The organism is Erythrobacter sp. YT30 (genome assembly GCF_001542875.1).
Lineage (GTDB): Bacteria > Pseudomonadota > Alphaproteobacteria > Sphingomonadales > Sphingomonadaceae > Erythrobacter.
In genome coordinates this window covers 779691-800417 of sequence record NZ_LMAF01000001.1, presented here as the reverse complement: position 1 = coordinate 800417, position 20727 = coordinate 779691, and the positions used below count along the sequence as shown (strand labels likewise).

The 20727-nt window shown below is 57.9% G+C and carries 16 protein-coding genes and 1 tRNA gene; 10 read left to right on the top strand and 7 right to left on the bottom strand.

Annotation, left to right across the window (positions count from 1 at the left end):
* Positions 1-40: 40 nt before the first annotated feature.
* From smpB to AUC45_RS03770, 9 genes are all read left to right on the top strand, one after another.
* Positions 41-523, top strand: coding sequence for an SsrA-binding protein SmpB (gene smpB, locus AUC45_RS03810; protein WP_067598333.1), 483 nt, complete (start codon positions 41-43; stop codon positions 521-523).
* A gap of 170 nt (positions 524-693) precedes the next feature.
* A complete protein-coding gene (locus AUC45_RS03805; RefSeq protein ID WP_067599044.1) occupies positions 694-1215 on the top strand; it encodes a DUF2062 domain-containing protein in 522 nt (173 codons plus the stop codon).
* A gap of 30 nt (positions 1216-1245) precedes the next feature.
* Positions 1246-3765, top strand: a complete 2520-nt coding sequence (locus tag AUC45_RS03800) for a response regulator (protein ID WP_369815212.1) — start codon at positions 1246-1248, stop codon at positions 3763-3765.
* A gap of 65 nt (positions 3766-3830) precedes the next feature.
* Positions 3831-5336: a DUF4139 domain-containing protein gene (locus AUC45_RS03795; protein WP_067599038.1), complete on the top strand. Its 1506-nt coding sequence runs from the start codon at positions 3831-3833 to the stop codon at positions 5334-5336.
* Positions 5337-5358: 22 nt separating this feature from the next.
* Entirely contained in the window at positions 5359-7005 is a 1647-nt protein-coding gene (locus AUC45_RS03790) for a DUF4139 domain-containing protein (RefSeq protein ID WP_067598330.1), read from the top strand.
* A gap of 136 nt (positions 7006-7141) precedes the next feature.
* Entirely contained in the window at positions 7142-8206 is a 1065-nt protein-coding gene (gene recA / locus AUC45_RS03785) for a recombinase RecA (protein ID WP_067598327.1), read from the top strand.
* Positions 8207-8380: 174 nt separating this feature from the next.
* On the top strand, positions 8381-11053 hold the full coding sequence (gene alaS, locus AUC45_RS03780) for an alanine--tRNA ligase (RefSeq protein WP_067598324.1): 2673 nt from the start codon (positions 8381-8383) through the stop codon (positions 11051-11053).
* A gap of 100 nt (positions 11054-11153) precedes the next feature.
* Positions 11154-11678 (top strand): hypothetical protein, encoded by a 525-nt coding sequence (locus tag AUC45_RS03775; protein WP_156423728.1) that lies wholly within the window; start codon positions 11154-11156, stop codon positions 11676-11678.
* Entirely contained in the window at positions 11656-12219 is a 564-nt protein-coding gene (locus tag AUC45_RS03770) for a hypothetical protein (protein ID WP_156423727.1), read from the top strand. The genes AUC45_RS03775 and AUC45_RS03770 overlap by 23 nt, the downstream gene beginning before the upstream one ends.
* Here AUC45_RS03770 and AUC45_RS03765 read toward each other — a convergent pair whose 3' ends face one another.
* The 6 genes from AUC45_RS03765 to cpdR all read right to left on the bottom strand — a co-directional run bounded on the left by AUC45_RS03765 (position 12220) and on the right by cpdR (position 18485).
* Positions 12220-13983, bottom strand: a complete 1764-nt coding sequence (locus tag AUC45_RS03765; RefSeq protein WP_067598315.1) for a cation:proton antiporter — start codon at positions 13981-13983, stop codon at positions 12220-12222. It abuts the gene before it with no gap.
* Positions 13984-13992: 9 nt separating this feature from the next.
* Positions 13993-15648 carry a bifunctional GNAT family N-acetyltransferase/carbon-nitrogen hydrolase family protein gene (locus AUC45_RS03760; RefSeq protein ID WP_067598312.1) on the bottom strand — a complete coding sequence of 552 codons (1656 nt, stop codon included), beginning with the start codon at positions 15646-15648 and terminating at the stop codon, positions 13993-13995.
* Between the two features lie 123 nt (positions 15649-15771).
* Positions 15772-16992: an NADP-dependent isocitrate dehydrogenase gene (locus tag AUC45_RS03755; RefSeq protein WP_067598309.1), complete on the bottom strand. Its 1221-nt coding sequence runs from the start codon at positions 16990-16992 to the stop codon at positions 15772-15774.
* A gap of 153 nt (positions 16993-17145) precedes the next feature.
* A complete protein-coding gene (locus tag AUC45_RS03750) occupies positions 17146-17841 on the bottom strand; it encodes an NAD(P)-dependent oxidoreductase (RefSeq protein WP_067598306.1) in 696 nt (231 codons plus the stop codon).
* A 71-nt stretch (positions 17842-17912) separates the two neighbouring features.
* Positions 17913-17987 (bottom strand) — tRNA-Val (locus AUC45_RS03745).
* A gap of 108 nt (positions 17988-18095) precedes the next feature.
* Complete coding sequence (cpdR, locus tag AUC45_RS03740; protein WP_067598303.1) at positions 18096-18485, bottom strand: cell cycle two-component system response regulator CpdR; 390 nt, start codon at positions 18483-18485, stop codon at positions 18096-18098.
* A gap of 152 nt (positions 18486-18637) precedes the next feature.
* Between cpdR and AUC45_RS03735 the strand changes: the two genes are divergently transcribed.
* Positions 18638-19642, top strand: a complete 1005-nt coding sequence (locus AUC45_RS03735; RefSeq protein ID WP_082700941.1) for an N-formylglutamate amidohydrolase — start codon at positions 18638-18640, stop codon at positions 19640-19642.
* Positions 19643-19915: 273 nt separating this feature from the next.
* Here AUC45_RS03735 and AUC45_RS03730 read toward each other — a convergent pair whose 3' ends face one another.
* Positions 19916-20701 (bottom strand): SapC family protein, encoded by a 786-nt coding sequence (locus AUC45_RS03730; RefSeq protein WP_067598300.1) that lies wholly within the window; start codon positions 20699-20701, stop codon positions 19916-19918.
* Positions 20702-20727 lie beyond the last annotated feature (26 nt).

Here is a 20727-nt window from a genome sequence, read left to right as displayed (position 1 = left end):
GTTTGCGAACACTTGCAAAATCCCTATGTGCTGGCTCACTATGGCTCGGCCCAAACCAAAGACTTTCGACAAGCAGAAAACTGTCGCTGAAAATCGCCGTGCGCGGTTCGATTATCATATCGAGGACAAGTTCGAGGCTGGCATCGCTTTGCAAGGCACCGAGGTGAAGGCTCTGCGTGCAGGCGAAGCGACAATCGCCGAAAGCTATGCCGAAGTGAAAGATGGCGAAGTGTGGCTCATCAATTCCAACATTCCGGAATACAGCCACGGCAACCGGCTGAACCACGAACCGCGCCGTCCACGTAAACTGCTTTTGAATGCTCGCGAGATTGGCAAACTGTTCGGCGCGGTTGAACGCAAGGGCATGACGCTTGTGCCGCTGTCGATTTACTTCAATGCGACGGGCCGCGCGAAAGTTGAACTCGCTCTCGCGAAAGGCAAACAGGCCCATGACAAGCGCGCCACCACCAAAGAGCGCGACTGGAAACGCGATAAAGCGCGCCTGATGCGAGAGAAGGGGTGAGTTTTTCCGGGAATCTTGCATTCCCTCGATTCACCCACTGGTCATAGAGCCTCGGCTACCCATATGCCCTCTATGGAAAGTCTGCGGAGATAATGGGAAAAACGCGCGCATCGGATTGGTTTCGGGCATTCAACTCGAAAACCTTTGGAGCGGATACGATCCGCCGTCTGATGCCATCGCGTGAGCAATTGGCGAATAACAAATACCTGGCCCCCATCGCGCACCGTTTTCTATCACCTGAGTTGTGGCGCTTTACCCGGCGCTCGGTCCCACGCGGGGTCGCCTTGGGGCTGTTCTCGGCGTTCATCATCCCTGTCGGCCAGATTTTCCTGTCGGCATTTCTTGCGCTTCCCTTGCGCGCCAATGTGCCTGTGTCGGCGCTGGTCACTTTCATCACCAACCCCTTCACGTTTCCATTCTGGGTGGTCGTTGCCAACCGGGTGGGGGCGCTCTTTATCGAATTTGAAGCTGTCGATGCCGACGAATTGAGCGGCGGAGCGTGGACTTGGCTGGTCGACTTTTTCGAGATGGCGGGCACCACCGTGTTGGGATTTGTCGTGCTGGCGATTGCCACGTCTGCCTTGGGTTATCTCATCTCGGGCGCTGTCTGGCGCGTGATAGTTGCACGCAAGCGGGCAAAACGTCTTGCTGCAATGCGAACCCGTCTCGACCATACGCCCGGCAGCAACTAAGTGTGCCTGCCGATTTGAGAGCAGGCACGCGTGAGCACAGATTCGTCCAAAATCATTCCGGCAAGTGAGACTGAAGCTGCGCCATTCGGCGCGTCCAAATCATCGCTTAATCGCGCGGTCTTGGGCGGACTTGGTCTTGCTGTCGTTATCAGCGCCGTCGTTATCTATGTCGCGACGTCGCAAGCGGTTTTGGCGCTGGTCTTTGCAGTCGGGCTCGCCGCGATTGTAGGCATCATCCTGGCGGTTGAGAATATGCGGGTGCTGCCCGTCGCCGCTGAAGAAGCATCGCCTGACTGGTCTGTCACCATTGCCGCGATTGAAGCGCTTGGCGATGACGCTGGCGAGGCAGTGGCCATTACAGACCGCGCCAATCGCCTCGTCTGCGCGAACACCGCTTTTTCCGATGCATTCGGGCTCAAAAGCGCGCCGCCAGCGTTGCCACTGGAGCGCGAGGCGTTCGAAGCGATGACGCGCGTCGCGCGCGAGGCGTGGCGCGATGGCATGGCGAACATTGAGGAATTTGAAAACCGCGAAGATCAATCCGCGTGGCGCGCCATTGCAAGGCGTGCAGGGCGCGGGGACGATCATCTTATCTGGCGGTTCAAACGGCTCTCGACTTCAAGCGAGCAGGCCTTGGCTGAACTCGATCTGGGCGGGGCATTCGGGCAGATGCTGAGCCGTGCCGGAATTGAAACCGCGATCACGACCGCTAGCGGTGTGATCCGCTCTGTCAGCAGCGGCTTTGCCGAAAGGGCCGCAGGCGATCAAAGCGCGACACTGGCGGGGCAGGACTTCGTCTCCTTCCTCCGCTCAGATGAGCGCGAGCGGCTGTTCTTCGCGCGCGAAGGGCGTGGCGGCACGCCGCAAACGCTGATCGACGTTCCCTTGATTGATCCTGAAACACAGCCTCAGCTGGAAAGTGGTGTGGGGCCTGACGAAACCACTACCTTGATGCTGGTCGTGGATAGCGGTGTCGGGATCGGAAGCGGCTGGGATGGCTCAGCGCAAGCGGGTGTCGCACAGCTCGATGCTTTGCTGGCGCAATTGCCTTTGGGCCTTGCCATGACGGATCGCGATGGGCGGTTTCTGTTTGGAAACCAGGCATTCCTGCGCGCAATCGATCGCGAAGGGCGCGGGCTGCCCGCATTCCCGACCGATCTGGTCGTGCGCGAGGATAAGGGCGCTTTGTCCGATGCGGTACGCCGCCACGGTCGCGGCCCTGCAACGAGCGGCGATATGGCCGTGCGCCTCACATCGCGGCCCGAAGAGCCCGTTTCACTGGGTCTTGCCGGTGTGCGCGGGCTTGGCGAGGCGGCAGTGCTGGTCAGCCTTGCCGATTCGGCAGAGGAGAACCAGCTCAAACGTCAGGTCGCACAGGCGACAAAGATGCAGGCGGTGGGCCAGCTCGCAGGCGGCGTCGCGCACGATTTCAACAATGTCCTCACTGCCATCATCGGCACGTGTGACTTAATGCTGCTGCGCCATACGCCGGGCGACAGCGATTATGACGACATCCAGCAAATCCGCGCCAACTCCAACCGCGCCGCTTCGCTGACGCGGCAATTGCTCGCCTTTTCGCGTCAACAGACCTTGCGGCCGGAAATCCTTCAATTGCCCGACGTGGTGAGCGAAGTGAGCCCGCTGATCAAACGTCTGCTCGGTGAGCAGATCACCTATTACGTGCAGCACGATCGCAATCTTGGTGCTGTCCGCGCTGACCCGCAGCAGCTTGAGCAGGTGATAATGAACCTTGCGGTTAATGCGCGCGACGCGATCCAGGAAAAGACGCGCGGGGGAGGGCGCATCTCGCTTTTCACGCGCAGCCTTCAAGCAAAGGAAGTTATCAAGCTCGGATCAGAAGTGCTGCCCGCTGCTGATTACACCGTGCTGATCGTTCAGGACACGGGCGGCGGCATCCCGGCTCACGTCCTGCCCAAGCTGTTCGAGCCGTTCTTCACCACCAAAGAACAGGGTAAGGGAACCGGCCTCGGCCTTTCCACCGCTTATGGTATCGTCAAACAGTCGGGCGGCTTTATCTTTGCCGACAACGTGACCGATCAGTCCGGGCAGCCTGTAGGGGCTCGTTTCACAGTCTATTTTCCGGTCCACCGCGGCGAAGCTCCCAAGCGCAAGGAGCCGAAAGCCCCGGCACCTTCTTCCGATTGGTCGGTCGGCGGATCAATTCTCTTGGTTGAAGACGAAGATATGGTCCGCGCCGTGGCCGAACGCGCTCTCACCCGAGCAGGCTATGAAGTCACAGCATGCGAGGGCGGCGAAGAAGGCCTAGCAGCGATTGGCGAGGGCAAGGCGTTTGATCTTGTCGTTAGCGATGTTGTCATGCCCGGAATGGACGGCCCCGCCATGGTCCGCGCCATTCGCGAGCGGCTACCCGATATGCCGATCCTCTTCATGTCCGGTTATGCCGAAGAGCAATTGCGCAAGGACATCGACATCCCCGACATGCACTTTATCGCCAAGCCTTTCAGCGTTGCTGCGATAGGCGACAAGGTGGGCGCCGTGCTCCAATCGGCCAAGGAAAACGCTGAGTAACTTGCCCATTCACCTTGGATAAACCGAGCGATTGCATCATGATGCTGCATCTTGGGGAGGGCATCATGAACAATCTAAAGCGTATTGCAGGTCTGGGACTTGTTTCAGCGGCAGCCTTGGCAGCGAGTTCCGGCACGGCGCAATCGGTGCCCGATCATGACGCGACAGAGCAGGGCGACGTTTCGGTTACAATCTACAACAGCAATCTCGCGCTGGTGCAGGATGTCCGCCAACTCGATATCGCGCAGGGGCAAAGCCGGATCGAATTTCCTGACGTTTCGGCTCGCATCAGGCCTGAAACGCTTAGCTTTTACGCGCCCGACACCACCATCGTAGAGCAGAATTTCGATTATGATCTGCTGACGCCCACCAAGATGATGGAAAAGGCGATTGGCCAGACGGTCTCCTTACTGCGCACCAATCCCGCCACTGGCGCTGAAACGCGCGAGCGGGCCAAGGTTCTTTCCACCGCAGGCGGCGTGGTGATCCAGATTGGCAACCGGATCGAAGTGTTGCGCGATGATGGTTTGCCCGTGCGCGTTATTTTTGACCGCGTACCGCCAAACCTGCGCGCACGCCCCACGCTTTCGGTCAATCTAGATTCCACGCGCCCCGGCCGCCGCCCCGTTTCGCTGCGCTATCTCTCCAGCGGGCTCGGTTGGAAGGCAGATTATGTCGCCCTGTATAATGAGGGTGACAATTCGATCGACATGCAGGGCTGGGTGACGCTTACCAACAATTCGGGCACCACTTTTCACCGCGCGGATACCCTGCTGGTTGCGGGCAATCCCAGCGGCTCTGGCGGTCGCGGTTTCGGCAATCGCGGCATGACCCGTGCGGGCACCGAAAGCGCGGATCGTGAGCGGCTCGGCGATTTCTACCTTTATCCGATCAGCGGTCGCACCACGATTGCCAACGCGCAGACCAAGCAGGTGAGCTTCCTTGATGTACAGGGTGTTCCAGCGCGCAAAGTCTATTCCATTGCCGTCGGCTGGCAGCAAAACGACAGCACTCCGCGCAATGTCGCCAGTGCAATCAGCTTTTCCTCCTCGCGCGATCAGGGTCTGGGCGATGCCTTGCCCGCTGGCACGGTGCGCTTCTACCAACGCGACAGCCAGGGCACGCCGCAATTCATCGGCGAAAACTCCATCGGACATACACCCATGGGTAGCGAATTGACGCTGACAACGGGCGATGCTTTCGACATCACAGTGCAGGCCGAGGTCGAGAAACGCGAAACCATCACCGAACGTCAATGGCGCGAGAGCGAGCGCTTTCAGGTCTTTGATGCTGACGATAATCTGGTGTCGCGCGGATCGGTCGAGCGGCAGGAACGCACCTATTATTATCGCACGACCATGCGCTACACTTTGACCAATGCAAAAGACGAACCGATTGAGGTTGATCTCATGCAGACCGGCCTTGACCGGTATTGGTGGGCCTATGACTATCGCGTCGTCAGCGAGGATGTTCCGGGCGAACAGATCAACTACAGTCGACGCAAATACGTGATCCCCGTCCCCGCAGAGGGTAAACGCGTGGTTCGCGTCGTATACGAGACCCGCTGGTAAGCCGCCCGCAGGAGGCTGAGCCATGCGTTGGTTTCTCACTTTAGCAGCGATAGCAGGGCTGGGCGCGCCCGTCCTTGCGCAAGATTTGGCGCCGCCGCGCGCCATTGTCGAAGCGTCCGCGCCAAGCGATCTCTCGGTCACGATTTACAGAGATCCAGATCGCGATCCTGAAGAGGAGATAGAGCGCGATTATCCGCAAGGCTTTGCAATGGTCAGCGAAACGCGGAGAGTCACTCTGCCTGCCGGCGAATCGACTATCCGCTTCATTGGCGTTGCAGAAGGGATGGTGGGCGTATCAGCCATCGTCACCGGGCTTCCCGGCGGCACGATTGAGAAAAACCGCAATGCCGAATTGCTCTCTCCCGCCGCATTGGTGAATGGGGCGCTGGGCAACCGGGTCACCATCACCCGGACCAATCCCGCGACCGGAACGTCCGCACCCGAACAGGCGATAGTCCGCACGCGGGCAGATGGCGGACTTGTCCTGCAATCTTCCGCCGGTTTTGAAGCGGTGCGCTGCGCGGGTCTTCCTGAAAAGCTCACCTTTGACCGAGTGCCAGCAGGGCTTTCAGCGCTGCCCATCTACTCGGTCGACACCCGCTCTGACGCGGGCGGCACTTATGAAGTGACGCTTACCTATCTTTCATGGGGTTTCGATTGGCAGGCCAATTATGTTGCCACCATGGGAGAGAAGGCTTCGGGCGATGATTTCACCATGCAATGGCTCAGCTGGCTGACGCTGGTGAACGACAATGGGCAGAGCTTCGACAATGCCAAGCTACAGATCATCGCGGGCAGGCTCAATGTCGATAGTGATTATGAAAGTCTGGCCGATCTACCTGTGGCGCGTCCCTTGCGTCTGACTTGCTACCCTATCGGCAGCACGGCGAGGGGATCACCGGTGCCTGATTATTCCGACGGCCCGCCGCCAGCGCCTGTTGCCGAAGCGGCTTACTATGGCACCGACGCCGATACGATCGTCGTGACAGGATCGCGCCTAAGACGCGAAGCGCTGCAGTCAGCGGCCCCGGTTTCTGTCGTGACGGCGTCTGAGGAAAATCTCGGCGATCTCAAGCTGTTTCGTGTGCCGAGCAGAGTGGATGTTTCGGCCAAGGGGATGAAGCAGGTCGCGTTTCTCAATCAGGAAGCCGTAAAGGGACGCTTCCTCTACACGTTCGAATGCCAGCGCTACAATTGGATCGAGGATCTGGGCGATCCGCAAAATGCCAATCTTCTGCTTGTGACCAAGAACGAGAAGAAGAAAGGTCTAGGCCTCGCCCTCCCGCAAGGCGCGATGACCCTTTTCGAGCCGACCTCGCGCGGGATGCAATTGGCGGCAACGACCAATCTGCGCGATTTTGGCCGGGGGCAGGAAGTTGAGCTTGAACTTGGATCGAGTGCGCAAGTCTTTGCGCAATGCGCCCGGCTTAAAGAAGATGACTTCGACAACGAATCGCCCAAATGGACGAAAATGGTCACGCGATTAACAAACGCTAATCCGCACGCTGTCACCATGCGCTTGGAGCTTGCCTATTCGGGTGAATACGATGTGCAGTTCCCGCGTCACAAGGTTCGCGTCAAGAACGGCTACGACACCGTAGAAGTGCGTATTCCCGCCAATTCAGAGCGTGAATTCACGTGGAAGCTGCGCAGCGCCTTGGCGGATTGATCCGCTCTAAAACGCTGAAGTAGGAAAAATTCTGTTCCACTCTTGTTCTTTCGGAACAAACGCGGTACATGCTGTTCCCAACAGGAGGCGTCGATAACTTTTTCGGCGGCACTGGTGAAGCAAAGGAGGCCGTGCAATGTCTGCGAAACTCAAGCTGGTTGAAAAGGAAAAAGACGTGGACCGTCAAAAAGCGCTCGACGCAGCGCTCGCGCAGATTGATCGGGCATTCGGCAAGGGTTCGGCGATGAAGCTGGGCTCGAAAGAGGCGATGGAGGTTGAAGCGATTTCAACCGGTTCGCTCGGCCTTGATATTGCTCTTGGAATTGGTGGCCTTCCCAAAGGCCGTGTGATCGAAGTGTATGGGCCTGAAAGTTCGGGCAAAACGACTTTGGCGCTGCATTGCATTGCCGAGGCGCAAAAGGCTGGCGGGACCGCTGCCTTTGTCGATGCCGAGCACGCTCTTGATCCCGTTTACGCAAAGAAACTGGGCGTTGATATCGATGAGCTGATCGTCTCGCAGCCCGATACGGGTGAACAGGCACTGGAGATTACCGATACGCTGGTGCGCTCCAATGCGATTGATGTGCTGGTGGTCGATTCGGTCGCGGCGCTCGTACCCCGCGCAGAAATTGAAGGCGAGATGGGCGATAGCCATGTCGGCCTCCAGGCGCGTCTTATGTCGCAATCCCTGCGCAAGCTGACAGGGTCGATCAACCGCTCGAAATGCATGGTGATCTTCATCAACCAGCTGCGCATGAAAATCGGCGTCATGTACGGCAACCCCGAGACGACGACCGGCGGCAACGCCCTGAAGTTCTACGCATCGGTGCGCCTCGACATTCGCCGGACAGGCCAGATCAAGGACCGCGACGAAGTGATCGGTAACTCAACCCGCGTCAAAGTGGTGAAGAACAAGGTCGCGCCGCCGTTCAAGCAGGTCGAATTCGACATCATGTATGGTGAAGGTATCTCGAAGCTGGGCGAAATCCTTGATCTTGGCGTCAAGGCAGATCTCGTGGAGAAATCGGGCAGCTGGTATTCCTATGACAGCGTCAGGATCGGCCAGGGCCGCGAAAACTCCAAGACATACTTGAAAGAGAACCCCGAAGTTTGCGCCAAATTGGAAGCCGCCATTCGCGGCCGCACCGATGAGGTCGCCGAGGAGATGATGACGGGCCCGGACGCGGAGCCTGACAGCTGACCCTCAAGCGGACGGCTGCCTTGAAGGCAGTGTAGAGCGAAGGCTCATCAGTCCGGAAAAATGGAATACCGGCGCATGCTTCCCCGTGCATGTGCCGGTTTTTCGTGTGGCTCGTTAAGGGCGTGTTGCTGCAATGGCTTGTCGCCTTGCTTCGCATTGCCTAACTGCACCTCCATGTCTTCAAGCACGCTTACATCGACCAACGATATTCGCCGCTCCTTTCTCGAGTTTTTCGGCGCCGCCGATCATGCGGTGGTGCCAAGTGCGCCATTGGTGCCGCACAACGATCCGACCTTGATGTTCGTGAATGCGGGGATGGTGCCTTTCAAGAACGTGTTCACAGGCTTCGAAACCCCTCCAGCACTGCGCGCGACCTCGTCGCAGAAGTGCGTAAGGGCTGGGGGCAAGCACAACGATCTCGACAATGTCGGCTATACAGCGCGGCATCACACGTTCTTTGAAATGCTCGGCAATTTCTCATTTGGCGATTATTTCAAGGAACAGGCGATCGAGAATGCCTGGACGCTTTTGACGCGTGAATGGGGACTTTCCCCCGATCGGCTCACAGCAACCGTCTATCACACTGACGATGAAGCGTTTGACTTGTGGCGCACAATTTCGGGCCTTCCCGAAGAACGCATCATTCGCATCAGCACCAACGATAATTTCTGGTCGATGGGTGACACCGGGCCTTGCGGACCTTGCTCCGAGATTTTCTACGATCACGGCGATCATATTGCCGGTGGCCCTCCCGGAAGTCCGGATGAAGACGGAGATCGGTTCGTCGAGATCTGGAATCTCGTCTTCATGCAATTCGATCAGGGTGCGGATGGGACACGCCGCGATTTGCCCAAACCTTCGATTGACACAGGGATGGGCCTCGAACGGATCGCAGCTGTTATGCAGGGCGTGCATGACAATTACGACACAGACACGTTCAAGACGCTGATTGCGGCTTCTCAATCCATCACGGGAGAGGCCGGTTCCAAGGAACAAACAGCCAGCCACCGGATTATCGCAGATCACTTGCGCTCGTGTAGTTTCCTGATGGCCGACGGTGTGTTGCCGTCGAATGAAGGGCGCGGCTATGTCCTTCGCCGCATCATGCGCCGCGCGATGCGACATGCCCATTTGCTGGGCGCCGATGCTCCTTTGATGCACCGTCTTGTCGGCCAGTTGGTCACCGAAATGGGGCAGGCATTCCCTGAACTCGCCCGAGGTCAGGCACTGATCGAAGAAGTGCTCCTGCGCGAAGAAACCCAGTTCCGCAAAACGCTCGATAAGGGCCTCAAGCTCCTTGATGAAGCCACAGGCTCTCTCGAAGAAGGCGCGGAACTCGACGGGGAAACTGCGTTCAAGCTCTACGATACCTATGGCTTCCCATACGATCTCACCGAAGACGCACTGCGCGCGCGCGGGATTGGCGTTGACAAGGGCGGGTTCGATGCCGCCATGGAGCGCCAGAAAGAGGCCGCGCGCGCTGCCTGGAAAGGTTCGGGCGAAGCTGCATCGGGCGAGGTGTGGTTCGACATCGCAGAACGCGAAGGCGCGAGCGAGTTTACCGGCTATTCCGCGGACAAAGGAAGCGGCCGGGTTGTCGCAATCGTCAAGGATGGTGCCGAAACCGAGCGCGCAGCAAAAGGCGACGAGGTGGTCATCATCACCAACCAAACGCCCTTCTATGGCGAAAGCGGCGGTCAGATTGGCGATACAGGCGTCATTACCTCCCCATCGGGATTGAGCGCGAAGGTGACCGATACGTCCAAACCCTTGGGCAGACTGCACGCGCATCACGCCGCGATTGAAGCTGGTGAGGTGGCCGTGGGCGACACCGTTGATCTCGAGATCGATGCCGAGCGGCGCGAGCGCGTCCGATCAAACCACTCTGCAACACACCTCGTTCATGCAGCGTTGCGCAACCGGCTTGGCGGGCATGTGACGCAAAAGGGCTCGCTTGTGGCCGAAGACCGACTGCGCTTCGATTTCTCTCAGCCCAAGGCGCTTTCAGCTGAAGACATTGCCGCAATCGAAGCTGAGGTAAACGCGGAAATCCGTGCGAACGAGCCTGTCTCAACCCGCTTGATGAGCCCCGATGATGCCGTTGAAGCTGGCGCGCTGGCTCTGTTTGGCGAGAAATATGGCGATGAAGTGCGCGTCCTCGCGATGGGCCGCGAGGGCGGTGAAGGCCGGAACTACTCGGTCGAATTGTGCGGCGGCACTCATGTGAAAGCGACCGGCGATATCGGCGTGTTCCGCATCATATCGGAAAGCGCCGTTTCCTCTGGCGTGCGGCGGATCGAAGCGTTGACAGGCGATGCTGCCCGGCAATGGCTGGTGACACGAGAGGAAGCGCTCAAGTCTGCCGCAAGTGCAATTCGCGCGACACCCGAGGAAGTGCCTGAGCGGATTTCCGCGCTTTTGGATGAACGCAAACGGCTCGAGAAAGAGTTGGCCGAGGCGAAGAAGGCCTTGGCCCTCGGAGGCGGAGGAGCGAGCGCGGGCGGTGCAACTTCGCAAGACGAAGAGGTTGCCGGGATCAAGTTCAGCGGACAGGCGATTGACGGCCTCAACCCCAAGGAACTGCGTCCGCTACTCGATGAAGCCAAGCAACGCCTGGGCTCAGGTGTCGCGGCAATCGTGGCCGTCAATGATGGCAAGGCAAGCATAGCTGCCGCAGTTACCGAGGATCTCACGGAGAAATTCAGCGCGGTCGATCTGGTGCGGGCTGGAGTGGAGGCGCTCGGCGGAAAAGGCGGCGGTGGCCGTCCAGACATGGCCCAAGGCGGCGGCCCTGATGGGTCAAAAGCCGATGCAGCGATCGATGCGGTGAAAGCGATGCTGGCCTGAAGCGTTACGCTGCTATGGCACTGAAATTCAATCTTTTGTAACCAGAGCGTTCTATCTTCGCAAGCCGGAGTGCTGATCTCCGCTAAGAGGATGGATGTTTATGACCACCCATGTTTGCCAGAGGATTACCGCGCCTTTGGTGGCACTTTGCTTTGAGATTGCAGCTCCGCTTTCGGCGCAAGATGCAATCCCGATGCAATCTGCGCCATCTGTCAGCACCGCAGCCGATGAGGAGCCGACTTCGTCCGAGCCCAATCCCGAATATTGGCTATACGCGCGTGTGTTCGGCGGCAAAAGAGAGCTTTGGGCGGGCTATCTGGCGATGACGCCTTATGGCAGGGCGAGCGTTCACACCGATGTCCAGGAAATGGATGCGAATTGTCCTGTGCGAAACAATCGATTTGCACCCAAGCGGAACACCGTTGAACTGAGAATCCGACCGGGCAGGCGAGAGGGCGAAGCGCTCTACGGAGTTGAGGTGAGCTGGACTCGCCCAGCTGAACCATGCTCGGACCGCGGGACGCGTGCGGCCGGTTTCGATATTGAGGTCGAGCTAGTCGACAAAGAAACGCGCGTTATCGAAGGCGAAGGAGGCTTGCGTCTTGAGCTTACACGCAATCCTTGATCGGTTTCCCCGCATTGCTTTGATCAGCCTTGTCAGTGTTTCTGTCTTGCTCGCGCCGTCGGATGGGTTGGCGCAGGATGGCACTCCGCGTGAAAGGGACAAGCCGCGCGAGATGCCCAATATTCACTACTTCACTGAAACGCCGAGGCGCGACACTGCGCTGCAGAACTTTCATTTCTTCGTGAAGGTCATGGGTAAGGACCGCCAGTTGTGGTCGGGCGACTTATGGCTCGCAGAGTATGATGGAGCGAGAATTGAAATCGATTTGCAGGATATCAATCCAAAGTGCAGTTACGAAGAGCGCCGCAAGGTTTCGCGCAACAGCGGCCTGGTGCTTACGCTCAGGTCCTGGGATGGCGTCGATGGATACGGATTCTGGCTGAGAAGCTATTGGACGCACCGTCTGCCGCAATGCGATGAGTTGCGAAATGAGATTTCGTGGATCAGTATTCCCGTCGAGCTAGATGAGGGCGAGACCGAGACTTTCACGGGCAATTCAGGGCTTTCGGTGGAACTGACGCGCCAGCCCTGGATCGAATAACTAGCTCGAAACGCTCGACGTCCGCAGTTTCGGCTTTTCCGAAAGCCCGCCGTCAATCTCCAGTCTTTCGCGGTATTCGTCGCGCTTTTCGTGGATCGAGGCGATGACCGGGCCCATGGCGACGCCGATATCGACGAGCACAGCTTCGGACAATTGCAGCGAACTCTCCAGCGTTTCTGGCACGGCGTGGCTGGCGCCGGCGCGGTACAGGCTGGCCGCGTGTTCTCCATCACGGGCGCGCGCCACGATTAGTAGGTTGGGATATTCTTTGCGCAGTTTGGTGACGATGCGTTGAGCCAAAACCGGTTCGTCCATGGTGAGGACCACAGCGGGTGCCTGCTCCACGCCCAGTCGCGTCAAGGCATCGCCGCGCGCCGCATCTCCAAACGTCGCGCGATAGCCATCGCGTTTGACACGCGCGATCATGTCTGGGTTTGAATCGAGCAAGACATAGGGCTGTTCGTGTGCCGTCATCATATCGGCGACCAGCCGCCCCACGCGGCCTGACCCGATGATGATTGTGCGAGCGATGTCTTCATCGTCGTCTGGCAATTCAGGCGTGCTTTCAATGCGGCGTGCAATGAAGCGGCCAAGCATTGCGAGAAGCGGCGTAATGGTGAGACCAATGGCCGTCACGACCTGCCAGAATTGTGCGGTTTCTGTGTCGACGACGAGAGCACTTGTCGCTGCGGCGAGAACGATCAAGGTTGTTTCCGAAGGGCTCGCCATAAGCACGCCGGTTTCCGCAGCAGTGCTGCGCCGCGCGCCCATGAGGCGAAGAAGCACGCCCGTCACAATGGCTTTGAAAACCAGCACGCCCACCACGGCAAGCATGATGGGGCCAAGGTCTGCCCAGATCTCGAGCAGATCAATGCTCATCCCGATGGTGATAAGGAACACGCCGAGCGCGAGGCCTTTGAACGGCTCGATAATGCTTTCGACTTCGCCGTGATATTCCGTCTCTGCAATCAGAAGGCCTGCGATGAGCGCACCCACAATCGGCGAAAGCCCGGTCGCGGAAGTCGCAAGGCTCGCGCCGATCACCACAAGCATGGTTGCTGCGAGAAACAGCTCAGGGCTTTTCGTGCGCGCAGCTTGAGAGAAGAGGCTTGGAAGGGCGAAGCGGCCCAGAACCAGCAGGATCAGGACGACGAAACCGCCTTGTATCAGCGTGTCCGTCAACCCCGATACACCTTCGGCAGAGGCGTTGGGAGCGAGTGCGCCGAGGATAAAGACGATCGGGACGATCATGATATCTTCGAACAAAAGCATTGAAAGCGCTGCGCGGCCCACCGGGCTCTTCGTGCCCGATATGGGGAGCACGATGGCAGTCGAAGAGAACGCGAGCGCAAAGCCCAGCGCGAGCGCTGCGGTCCCGTTCATGCCGCTCACATAATACAGGAACGCCGCCCCGCAGGACCCGATAATGAGCAGTTCCAATGAGCCGAGCCCGAAGACGTATTTGCGCAATTGCCAAAGCCGGTTGAACGACAGCTCAAGCCCGATTGCGAATAGCAGCAATATTATCCCGAAATCAGCGAACGGCGTCAGTCCTTCAGGGTCTGAAATCGTGACGTATTGCAGCCAGGGTATCTCGCCCACCAGCTTGCCGAGGCCAAACGGCCCCACCAGAACTCCAATAACGATAAACCCGATAATGGGCGTCACGCGAAAGCGTGCAAACACCGGGATCACAATGCCTGCCGCGCCGAGGATGACCAGCGCGTCCTGCATCATGGGTGTTACGGTGAGTTCGCCTGCCATAATGAGGGTTTAGCCAGCGCCGCCGCCCCTGTCATCGTCTGTGTCATCGTCTTCATCGCGGGGAAGGCCAAGGGGATCGGAGATATTGCCGACCCTTTTGTCCCACTCGATGCGGTAGAGATCGAAGCGCCTGTCCGCGAGGTTCTGCACGGTCCCCTCAGCTCTGGCCCATTGCAAGTCAGCAAGGTTCACATCGCTGATGGTGAGCGTTTCGACATTTTCGCTTGCCTCTGCGGCAATCCCGTCGCGCGCAAACGGGAAGTCGCAGGGGGTCAGGATGCAGCTTTGCGCGTACTGGATATCCATATTGGCGACATTGGGCAGATTGCCGACATTGCCGCTCATCACGACATAGCACTGGTTTTCAATCGCGCGTGCTGCCGAGCAATAGCGAACCCGCATGTAGCCTTGGCGGCTGTCGGTGCAGAAGGGCACGAAAATGATGCGCGCACCTTCGTCGACCAGCCTTCGGGCAAGCTCGGGAAATTCGCTGTCATAACAGATGAGCACCCCGATAGGCCCGCAATCGGTGGGGATCGCATCGATGCTGTCGCCGCCTTTGATGTTCCACCAATAGGCCTCGTTCGGGGTGGGGTGGATCTTCTCCTGCGCGTAAATCGACCCATCGCGCAGGCACACATAAGCGACGTTGTGAATGTCGCCATCGGGCATTCGCGTAGGGTGCGATCCACCGATGATGTTGATATTGTACGAGAGCGCCATTTCGGAAAGGCGCTTGCGAATGCGGGGCGTGTATCGACTGAGCGCTTCGATCGATTCCTGCGAGGACAATTCCTCATCCTCCGCCGACAGCAGCATCAGCGTGAACATTTCCGGAAACACGATGAAGTCCGCTTCGTAATCCGCTGCAACATCGACGAAATATTCAACCTGGCGCATGAACTCGTCAAAGTCGGAAACTGCGCGCGCCTGCAATTGGCAGGTCGCAATTCGAACGCTTTCGACATCGCGCGGTAAGCGGTGCTTTCGAGGAGCGTCGGCATCAACGTAGGGGTTTCGCCAGACCATGCGAACGGCATTGCCGCGGCTTGCTTTGTCTTCGGGCAGGTATTTGTGAAGGATGCCGGAAGGCTCAAACCCGTTGGCAAGCTGGAAGCGGAGAACCGGATCGTGGACTTTGCCCTCAAGGATCAGATCGAGATATTCCTGCGGATCATCAGCGCGATTGGTCTTGCGCCGTTTAGCCCGCGCGTATCCCGGCATGCGCCCCCCAAATACAATACCGGTCAGATCAAGCCTCTCTGCCAGAGCGCGGCGTTCTTCATAAAGTCGCCGGCCAAGCCGCGTTCCGCGCACTTTGGGATCAACGCAAAGCTCATAGCCGTAAAGCCAGTCGCCTGTCGGATCGTGGCGCGAGCCAAAGCCATTGCCCGTAACCTCGTCCCAGGTGTGGTCCGATAGAGCGACGTCTTCATCAAGCCGCATCGACGCGCAATATCCCACCAGCTTGCCATCGAGTTTCGCGACAAAACAGCCATCGGGGTAATTGTTTATCTGTCCGCGAATCTCGCCCTGCGTGTAAGCGGGCAGGTCTGCGTAGGCGCGGCGCACGAGGTCGCCGATAGCGCGCACATCGCCAAGCTTTGCCTGTCGAACTTCCAAACGCGCTTTGGGCAGCTTGGTTTTGGCGGGTTTATCGCTCATGCGGGAGGCATCCTGAGATACAATAGAGAAGGGCGGTACGCTCATCGAAGCGCCCGCCCTTTCTCTACGCTGCTTTGTCGCAGCGGTTCCTGTGTTTGACGGTTGGGGAGTGGCGCTAGGCGATCAGGCCCAGCTCTCCATTTCCTTTTCAAGATTGGTCACAATCGCTTCAAAGAATTGCTCTGTCGTCAGCCAGTTCTGGCCCGGGCCGATAAGGAGAGCCAAATCCTTGGTCATCGCGCCGTTTTCGACGGTTTCGATACAGACGCGCTCAAGCGTTTCAGCAAAGCGCACCACGTCCGGGGTGTCGTCGAACTTGCCGCGATACATGAGGCCGCGCGTCCAGGCGAAGATCGATGCAATCGGGTTGGTCGATGTCGCTTTGCCCTGCTGGTGCTGGCGATAGTGGCGCGTCACCGTGCCGTGGGCTGCTTCCGCTTCGACGGTTTTGCCATCGGGTGTCATCAGAACTGATGTCATGAGGCCAAGCGAGCCGAAGCCTTGCGCGACGGTGTCTGACTGAACATCGCCGTCATAGTTCTTACACGCCCACACAAACTTGCCCGACCATTTGAGCGCAGATGCGACCATGTCATCAATCAGGCGGTGCTCGTAATGGATGCCAGCTTCCTTGAAGCGCTCTTCGAATTCGGCTTCGTACACTTCCTGAAATAGGTCTTTGAAACGGCCATCATACTTTTTCATGATGGTGTTCTTGGTCGACAGGTAAACCGGCCACTTGCGATCAAGGCCGTAATTCATTGACGCGCGAGCGAAGGCGCGGATCGAATGGTCAAGATTGTACATCGCCATGGCGACGCCCGAGCTTTGGAATTCGAACACGTCGAGGTCGATTTTCTCGCCATCTTCGCCTTCGAATACGAGGCGCAGCTTGCCCGCGCCGGGGATCAGGGTGTCGGTAGCGCGATATTGGTCACCAAAGGCGTGACGGCCAACCACAATCGGGTCGGTCCAGCCAGGAACGAGGCGCGGCACGTTGTCAATCACGATGGGTTCACGGAAAACAACGCCGCCCAAGATATTGCGGATCGTGCCGTTGGGCGAACGCCACATCTTTTTAAGGTCAAACTCTTCAACGCGCGCTTCATCGGGAGTGATGGTCGCGCATTTTACGCCGACGCCGTGTTCCTTGATGGCGTTGGCGGCATCGACCGTTATTTGGTCGTCCGTCTCATCGCGTTTTTCGATGGAGAGGTCGTAATATTTCAGATCAACATCGAGATAGGGCAGGATCAGCCTTTCGCGAATCCACTGCCAGATGATTTTCGTCATCTCGTCGCCGTCGAGTTCGACAACTGGGTTTTTGACCTGAATTTTCTGCATGGCTTAGCTGCTCATCCCACAAGAGTGATTGTGCACAACAGTATGTCTGATGTGATCCCTGCGGAGCCTCTAGCAGAGGTGGGCAAAGGTTCAAGGTGGGGTGGCGGTTGATCGCTTTTTTCAGGCTGGGCGGGCCAATCCTGGGCGCTTAGCTTAGAAGGGAAGAAGCTCTTCAATCAGCGCTGGCGGTGTCTCAAGCGTGATGCTTTCCTTGCGAGCTATAAAGGGACGCTCGTGCACATGCTTTTCTTCGGCCACGCAATCGAGCATGAATTGCGCCAGATCAGCACGCCGTGTGCGAAGCTTGCCCGCGGGCAGATCATCGAGTGACACCTCAAAATCCCCGGTGCGCTCTCGGCTGAGGAGCCATCCAGGGCGCATCGCTGTCCATTCAATATCCTCACAAACGCGCAAGACCCGTTCCATCTCTGCCATTTGGCGAAAAATACGATCAAGCGGCGCGGTTGCTGCCTTGAACCACAACGGCACCGTGGCATCGGGATCGGCAAACGCTGCCGAGATGGTCACAAAACGTTTCACGCCCGTTTTTCGCATGGCGGAGATGATGTTGACTGCGCCTTCGGTGTAGAGCGGCGGCGGATTGATCAGCGTTTGAGGATCGCGGGGAAGGCCGACAGCAGAGACAACAGCATCAACGCCGTCCATGACTTCGGCCAGATCGCCTTCGATTAAATCTGCCTCTCGCGTTTCGAGGCGCTCATGGCTGGGGAATTTCTCGGAAAAACTGGGTTCTGCTGCGCGCACGCTCCAACCACGGTCCAGAGCCTGATCCATGGCATGGCCGCCGGTATCGCCGCTTGCGCCAAAAAGTAGAATTGAATGCGTCATGCACACATTACGCATGGGAACCGGTTAAGGTTCAAAACAGTGCGAGATTTCTGTGAGCGTACGGAGGACGATGGTGGGCGTAGGAAGAGTTGAACTTCCGACCCCTGCAATGTCAATACAGTGCTCTACCACTGAGCTATACGCCCGCACCATCGTGTGGCCTTGGCAGCGCCAAAGCGAAGCGGCGAATTAGCGAAGCATTTCGGAGTGCGCAAGCCTGTAAGTGGATGGCACCGTAATTGGTCCTTTGACGCCTAGACTTTGGCTTGTTGCTGCTCTTCAAAAACGCGTTCCACCTCAAGTACGAGGTCGCGCAGATGGAAAGGTTTCGACAAAACCTTCGCATGCGGCTGCTCGCGGCTTGCGCGGAGCGAAACGGCAGCAAAGCCTGTGATGAACATCACTTTGGTTTTCGGGCTCACCTCCGCACATCGCTGCGCCAATTCGATCCCGTCCATTTCAGGCATGACAATGTCTGAGAGCAGAAGATCGAACGATTCGCTTTCCAAAAGCGGTACGGCTTCTGTCCCGCGATCCACCGCTTTCACGTCGTATCCTGCATTGGAAAGCGCACGCACGAGATAGGTGCGCATGGCTTCGTCATCTTCAGCCAACAGGATGCGGGGAGCGTGAATTTCGGTCATGCGATGCCCATACCAGCACGGGCTTAAGAAATCTTTCCTGAATCGATGAGTGTCGCAGATTGAGATAGTGGCACACCGCAAAGTGAATATTGCGGCGGATCTTGAGGAATGACCCTTTGACTTGGACTTGGAAACGGGGCAGCACGCACATTATGAGATCCCCTCGCAATCCCGCGAAAATCGGCAGTTTTGAGCCCGTCAATCAATCCGACCTCGTGAAGATTGAGCGAGGCGAAGTGGGCATCGCCAAGGACGCGTCATCGCTCGGCCCCGCGTTCACCTACATCGCGCCGCCTAGCATGCCTTTACCCGTTTTGATTGCGGTGCCGCATGCCGGACGTCTTTATCCGCCATCGGTTCTGAAACAGATGCGCGATGCGGAGCTGGGCCAGCTGCGACTCGAAGATCGTTATGTTGATGCGATCGGGGTCGAAATGGCCAAGGCAACCGGCGCAGGCCTGCTTGTGGCCCACGCACCGCGCGCGATGCTCGATCTGAACCGGGCCCACGATGATGTCGATTGGGACATGATCGTTGGCCAAAAGCGATCCGATCAAACCAAAAAAGGGCATTCCGCCGGGGTTAATCGAAGAGCGAGAAGCGGACTTGGCCTTGTGCCGCGCCGCTTGCCGGGGTTTGGCGAAATCTGGCGGTCGAGACTTGATCGCGATGAGTTGGATCGGCGGATTGACAGCATTCACCGGCCGTATCACGATTTTCTGGCGAGCGAATTGGAGCGTATTCGAGATATCTGGGGGGCAGCTCTCCTCATTGATTTGCATTCGATGCCGCCGCTTCGCCGACAAGTGGGTCAAAGCAGCGCGCCGCGCATCGTTTTAGGGGACCGTTTCGGTGCAGCTTGCGATGCTTCTATCATCGCCAGGGCCATGCGCTTCCTCGACAATTTCGGCTGTTCGTCGGCGCACAATCGGCCTTATTCGGGTGGATACGTGCTCGATCGCCACGCTTCACCGCCGCGCGGCCTGCATGCGGTGCAGGTCGAAGTATGCCGTTCCTCTTATCTGGATGACCGGCTGAGCGAACCAAGCGCAGAAGTGAAACCCATGGCCGCTATGCTGGCCGGGTTGGTGCGGGAATTGGGCGCTGAAGCTGCAAGGCTGGGCGGTGAAGGGGAAATCGCGCAGGCGGCCGAGTAATCCAGATTCACATCATTTGCGAAAAACGCGCTTCAGGCATTTGAACTTCAAAGAAAAAACCACCTCGCGCACACTGGCACGAGGTGGTCAGAGTTCAGGGAGGGCTGCTCTTTGGAGAACAGCTCTTGAGCGGCAAATGAGGGGGGTGCGCCGCTCACTTGTAAAGATGGGAATTGCGCCAGGCGCGTTCAAGAGCCGAGCGTCGCACATGCTTTGATTGCTTAAGGATGCTGCGGGGTCTGCACTTGCAAACCCCGCAAGATGTCAATCCGCTCAGTTGACCTGTTGCGGTGCGGGCGCAGGCTCTGGAACCTTGCCCATGCGCGATTGCTTTTCGAAAACAGAGCGCATCAGGTTCATTGAGAACAGGTGTGCGTGGATCAGCATGATCATGCCGTTTTTGTTAAGAGCCTCGAGCGTGTCTTTGTCGAGTTCGCGCAGCTTGTTCTCGTCAACCATCTTGAAGCCGCGATAGACAAACGGCTTTTCAGGGTTGTCCGAACGCGTGATGGCGATCTCGCCGTCCATGAGGATGTCGAGTTTTTTGAGCTCTTCAAGAAACGCCTTGGTACGCTGGCCCGATTCTTCGAACTTACGGCAGAATTCGAGCACACCCTTGGTGTATTCGGTTGCCTCACCACCTTCGAAGAGGAGGTTGCCTTCGTCTTGCTTCTTGATGACGTCCGCGCTTGGGTCAAAGCACAGCGACATATCATCGCTGTCTTGCTGAAGTTTGGCGAGGATGAAGGGGTAACGGCGCACATATGCTGGGACATAAACCTCTGACACCAGCTTGCCATCATCACCGATAAAGACGTTGACGCCTTCATTGAGGCCCATCAGCGCGATTGGCAGCGGATCATCACCTGCGGTGAACACGATCGGATAGTTGCGCTGTGCATCGACGAATTCGTCAACCGTCAGCGGAATTGCGTGCGTTGAAGCGAGGAAATCAGCATTGCTGAATGAGCCTACTCTCCAGTCGGCATGATCGCGGCTGTTGAGTGGAAGCAAATCTTTGTAAAACAGCGGAAGTTGTGGCTGCGGCGCGCTGGCCATGAGGTGTCTCCGATAAAGAGGTGAAA

Coding starts and splice junctions, on each gene's coding strand:
- smpB (WP_067598333.1), top strand. CDS start 41: ATGGCTCGGCCCAAACCAAAGACTTTCGACAAGCAGAAAACTGTCGCT.
- AUC45_RS03805 (WP_067599044.1), top strand. CDS start 694: ATGCCATCGCGTGAGCAATTGGCGAATAACAAATACCTGGCCCCCATC.
- AUC45_RS03795 (WP_067599038.1), top strand. CDS start 3,831: ATGAACAATCTAAAGCGTATTGCAGGTCTGGGACTTGTTTCAGCGGCA.
- AUC45_RS03790 (WP_067598330.1), top strand. CDS start 5,359: ATGCGTTGGTTTCTCACTTTAGCAGCGATAGCAGGGCTGGGCGCGCCC.
- recA (WP_067598327.1), top strand. CDS start 7,142: ATGTCTGCGAAACTCAAGCTGGTTGAAAAGGAAAAAGACGTGGACCGT.
- alaS (WP_067598324.1), top strand. CDS start 8,381: ATGTCTTCAAGCACGCTTACATCGACCAACGATATTCGCCGCTCCTTT.
- AUC45_RS03775 (WP_156423728.1), top strand. CDS start 11,154: ATGACCACCCATGTTTGCCAGAGGATTACCGCGCCTTTGGTGGCACTT.
- AUC45_RS03765 (WP_067598315.1), bottom strand. CDS start 13,983: ATGGCAGGCGAACTCACCGTAACACCCATGATGCAGGACGCGCTGGTC.
- AUC45_RS03760 (WP_067598312.1), bottom strand. CDS start 15,648: ATGAGCGATAAACCCGCCAAAACCAAGCTGCCCAAAGCGCGTTTGGAA.
- AUC45_RS03755 (WP_067598309.1), bottom strand. CDS start 16,992: ATGCAGAAAATTCAGGTCAAAAACCCAGTTGTCGAACTCGACGGCGAC.
- AUC45_RS03750 (WP_067598306.1), bottom strand. CDS start 17,841: ATGACGCATTCAATTCTACTTTTTGGCGCAAGCGGCGATACCGGCGGC.
- cpdR (WP_067598303.1), bottom strand. CDS start 18,485: ATGACCGAAATTCACGCTCCCCGCATCCTGTTGGCTGAAGATGACGAA.
- AUC45_RS03735 (WP_082700941.1), top strand. CDS start 18,638: ATGAGATCCCCTCGCAATCCCGCGAAAATCGGCAGTTTTGAGCCCGTC.
- AUC45_RS03730 (WP_067598300.1), bottom strand. CDS start 20,701: ATGGCCAGCGCGCCGCAGCCACAACTTCCGCTGTTTTACAAAGATTTG.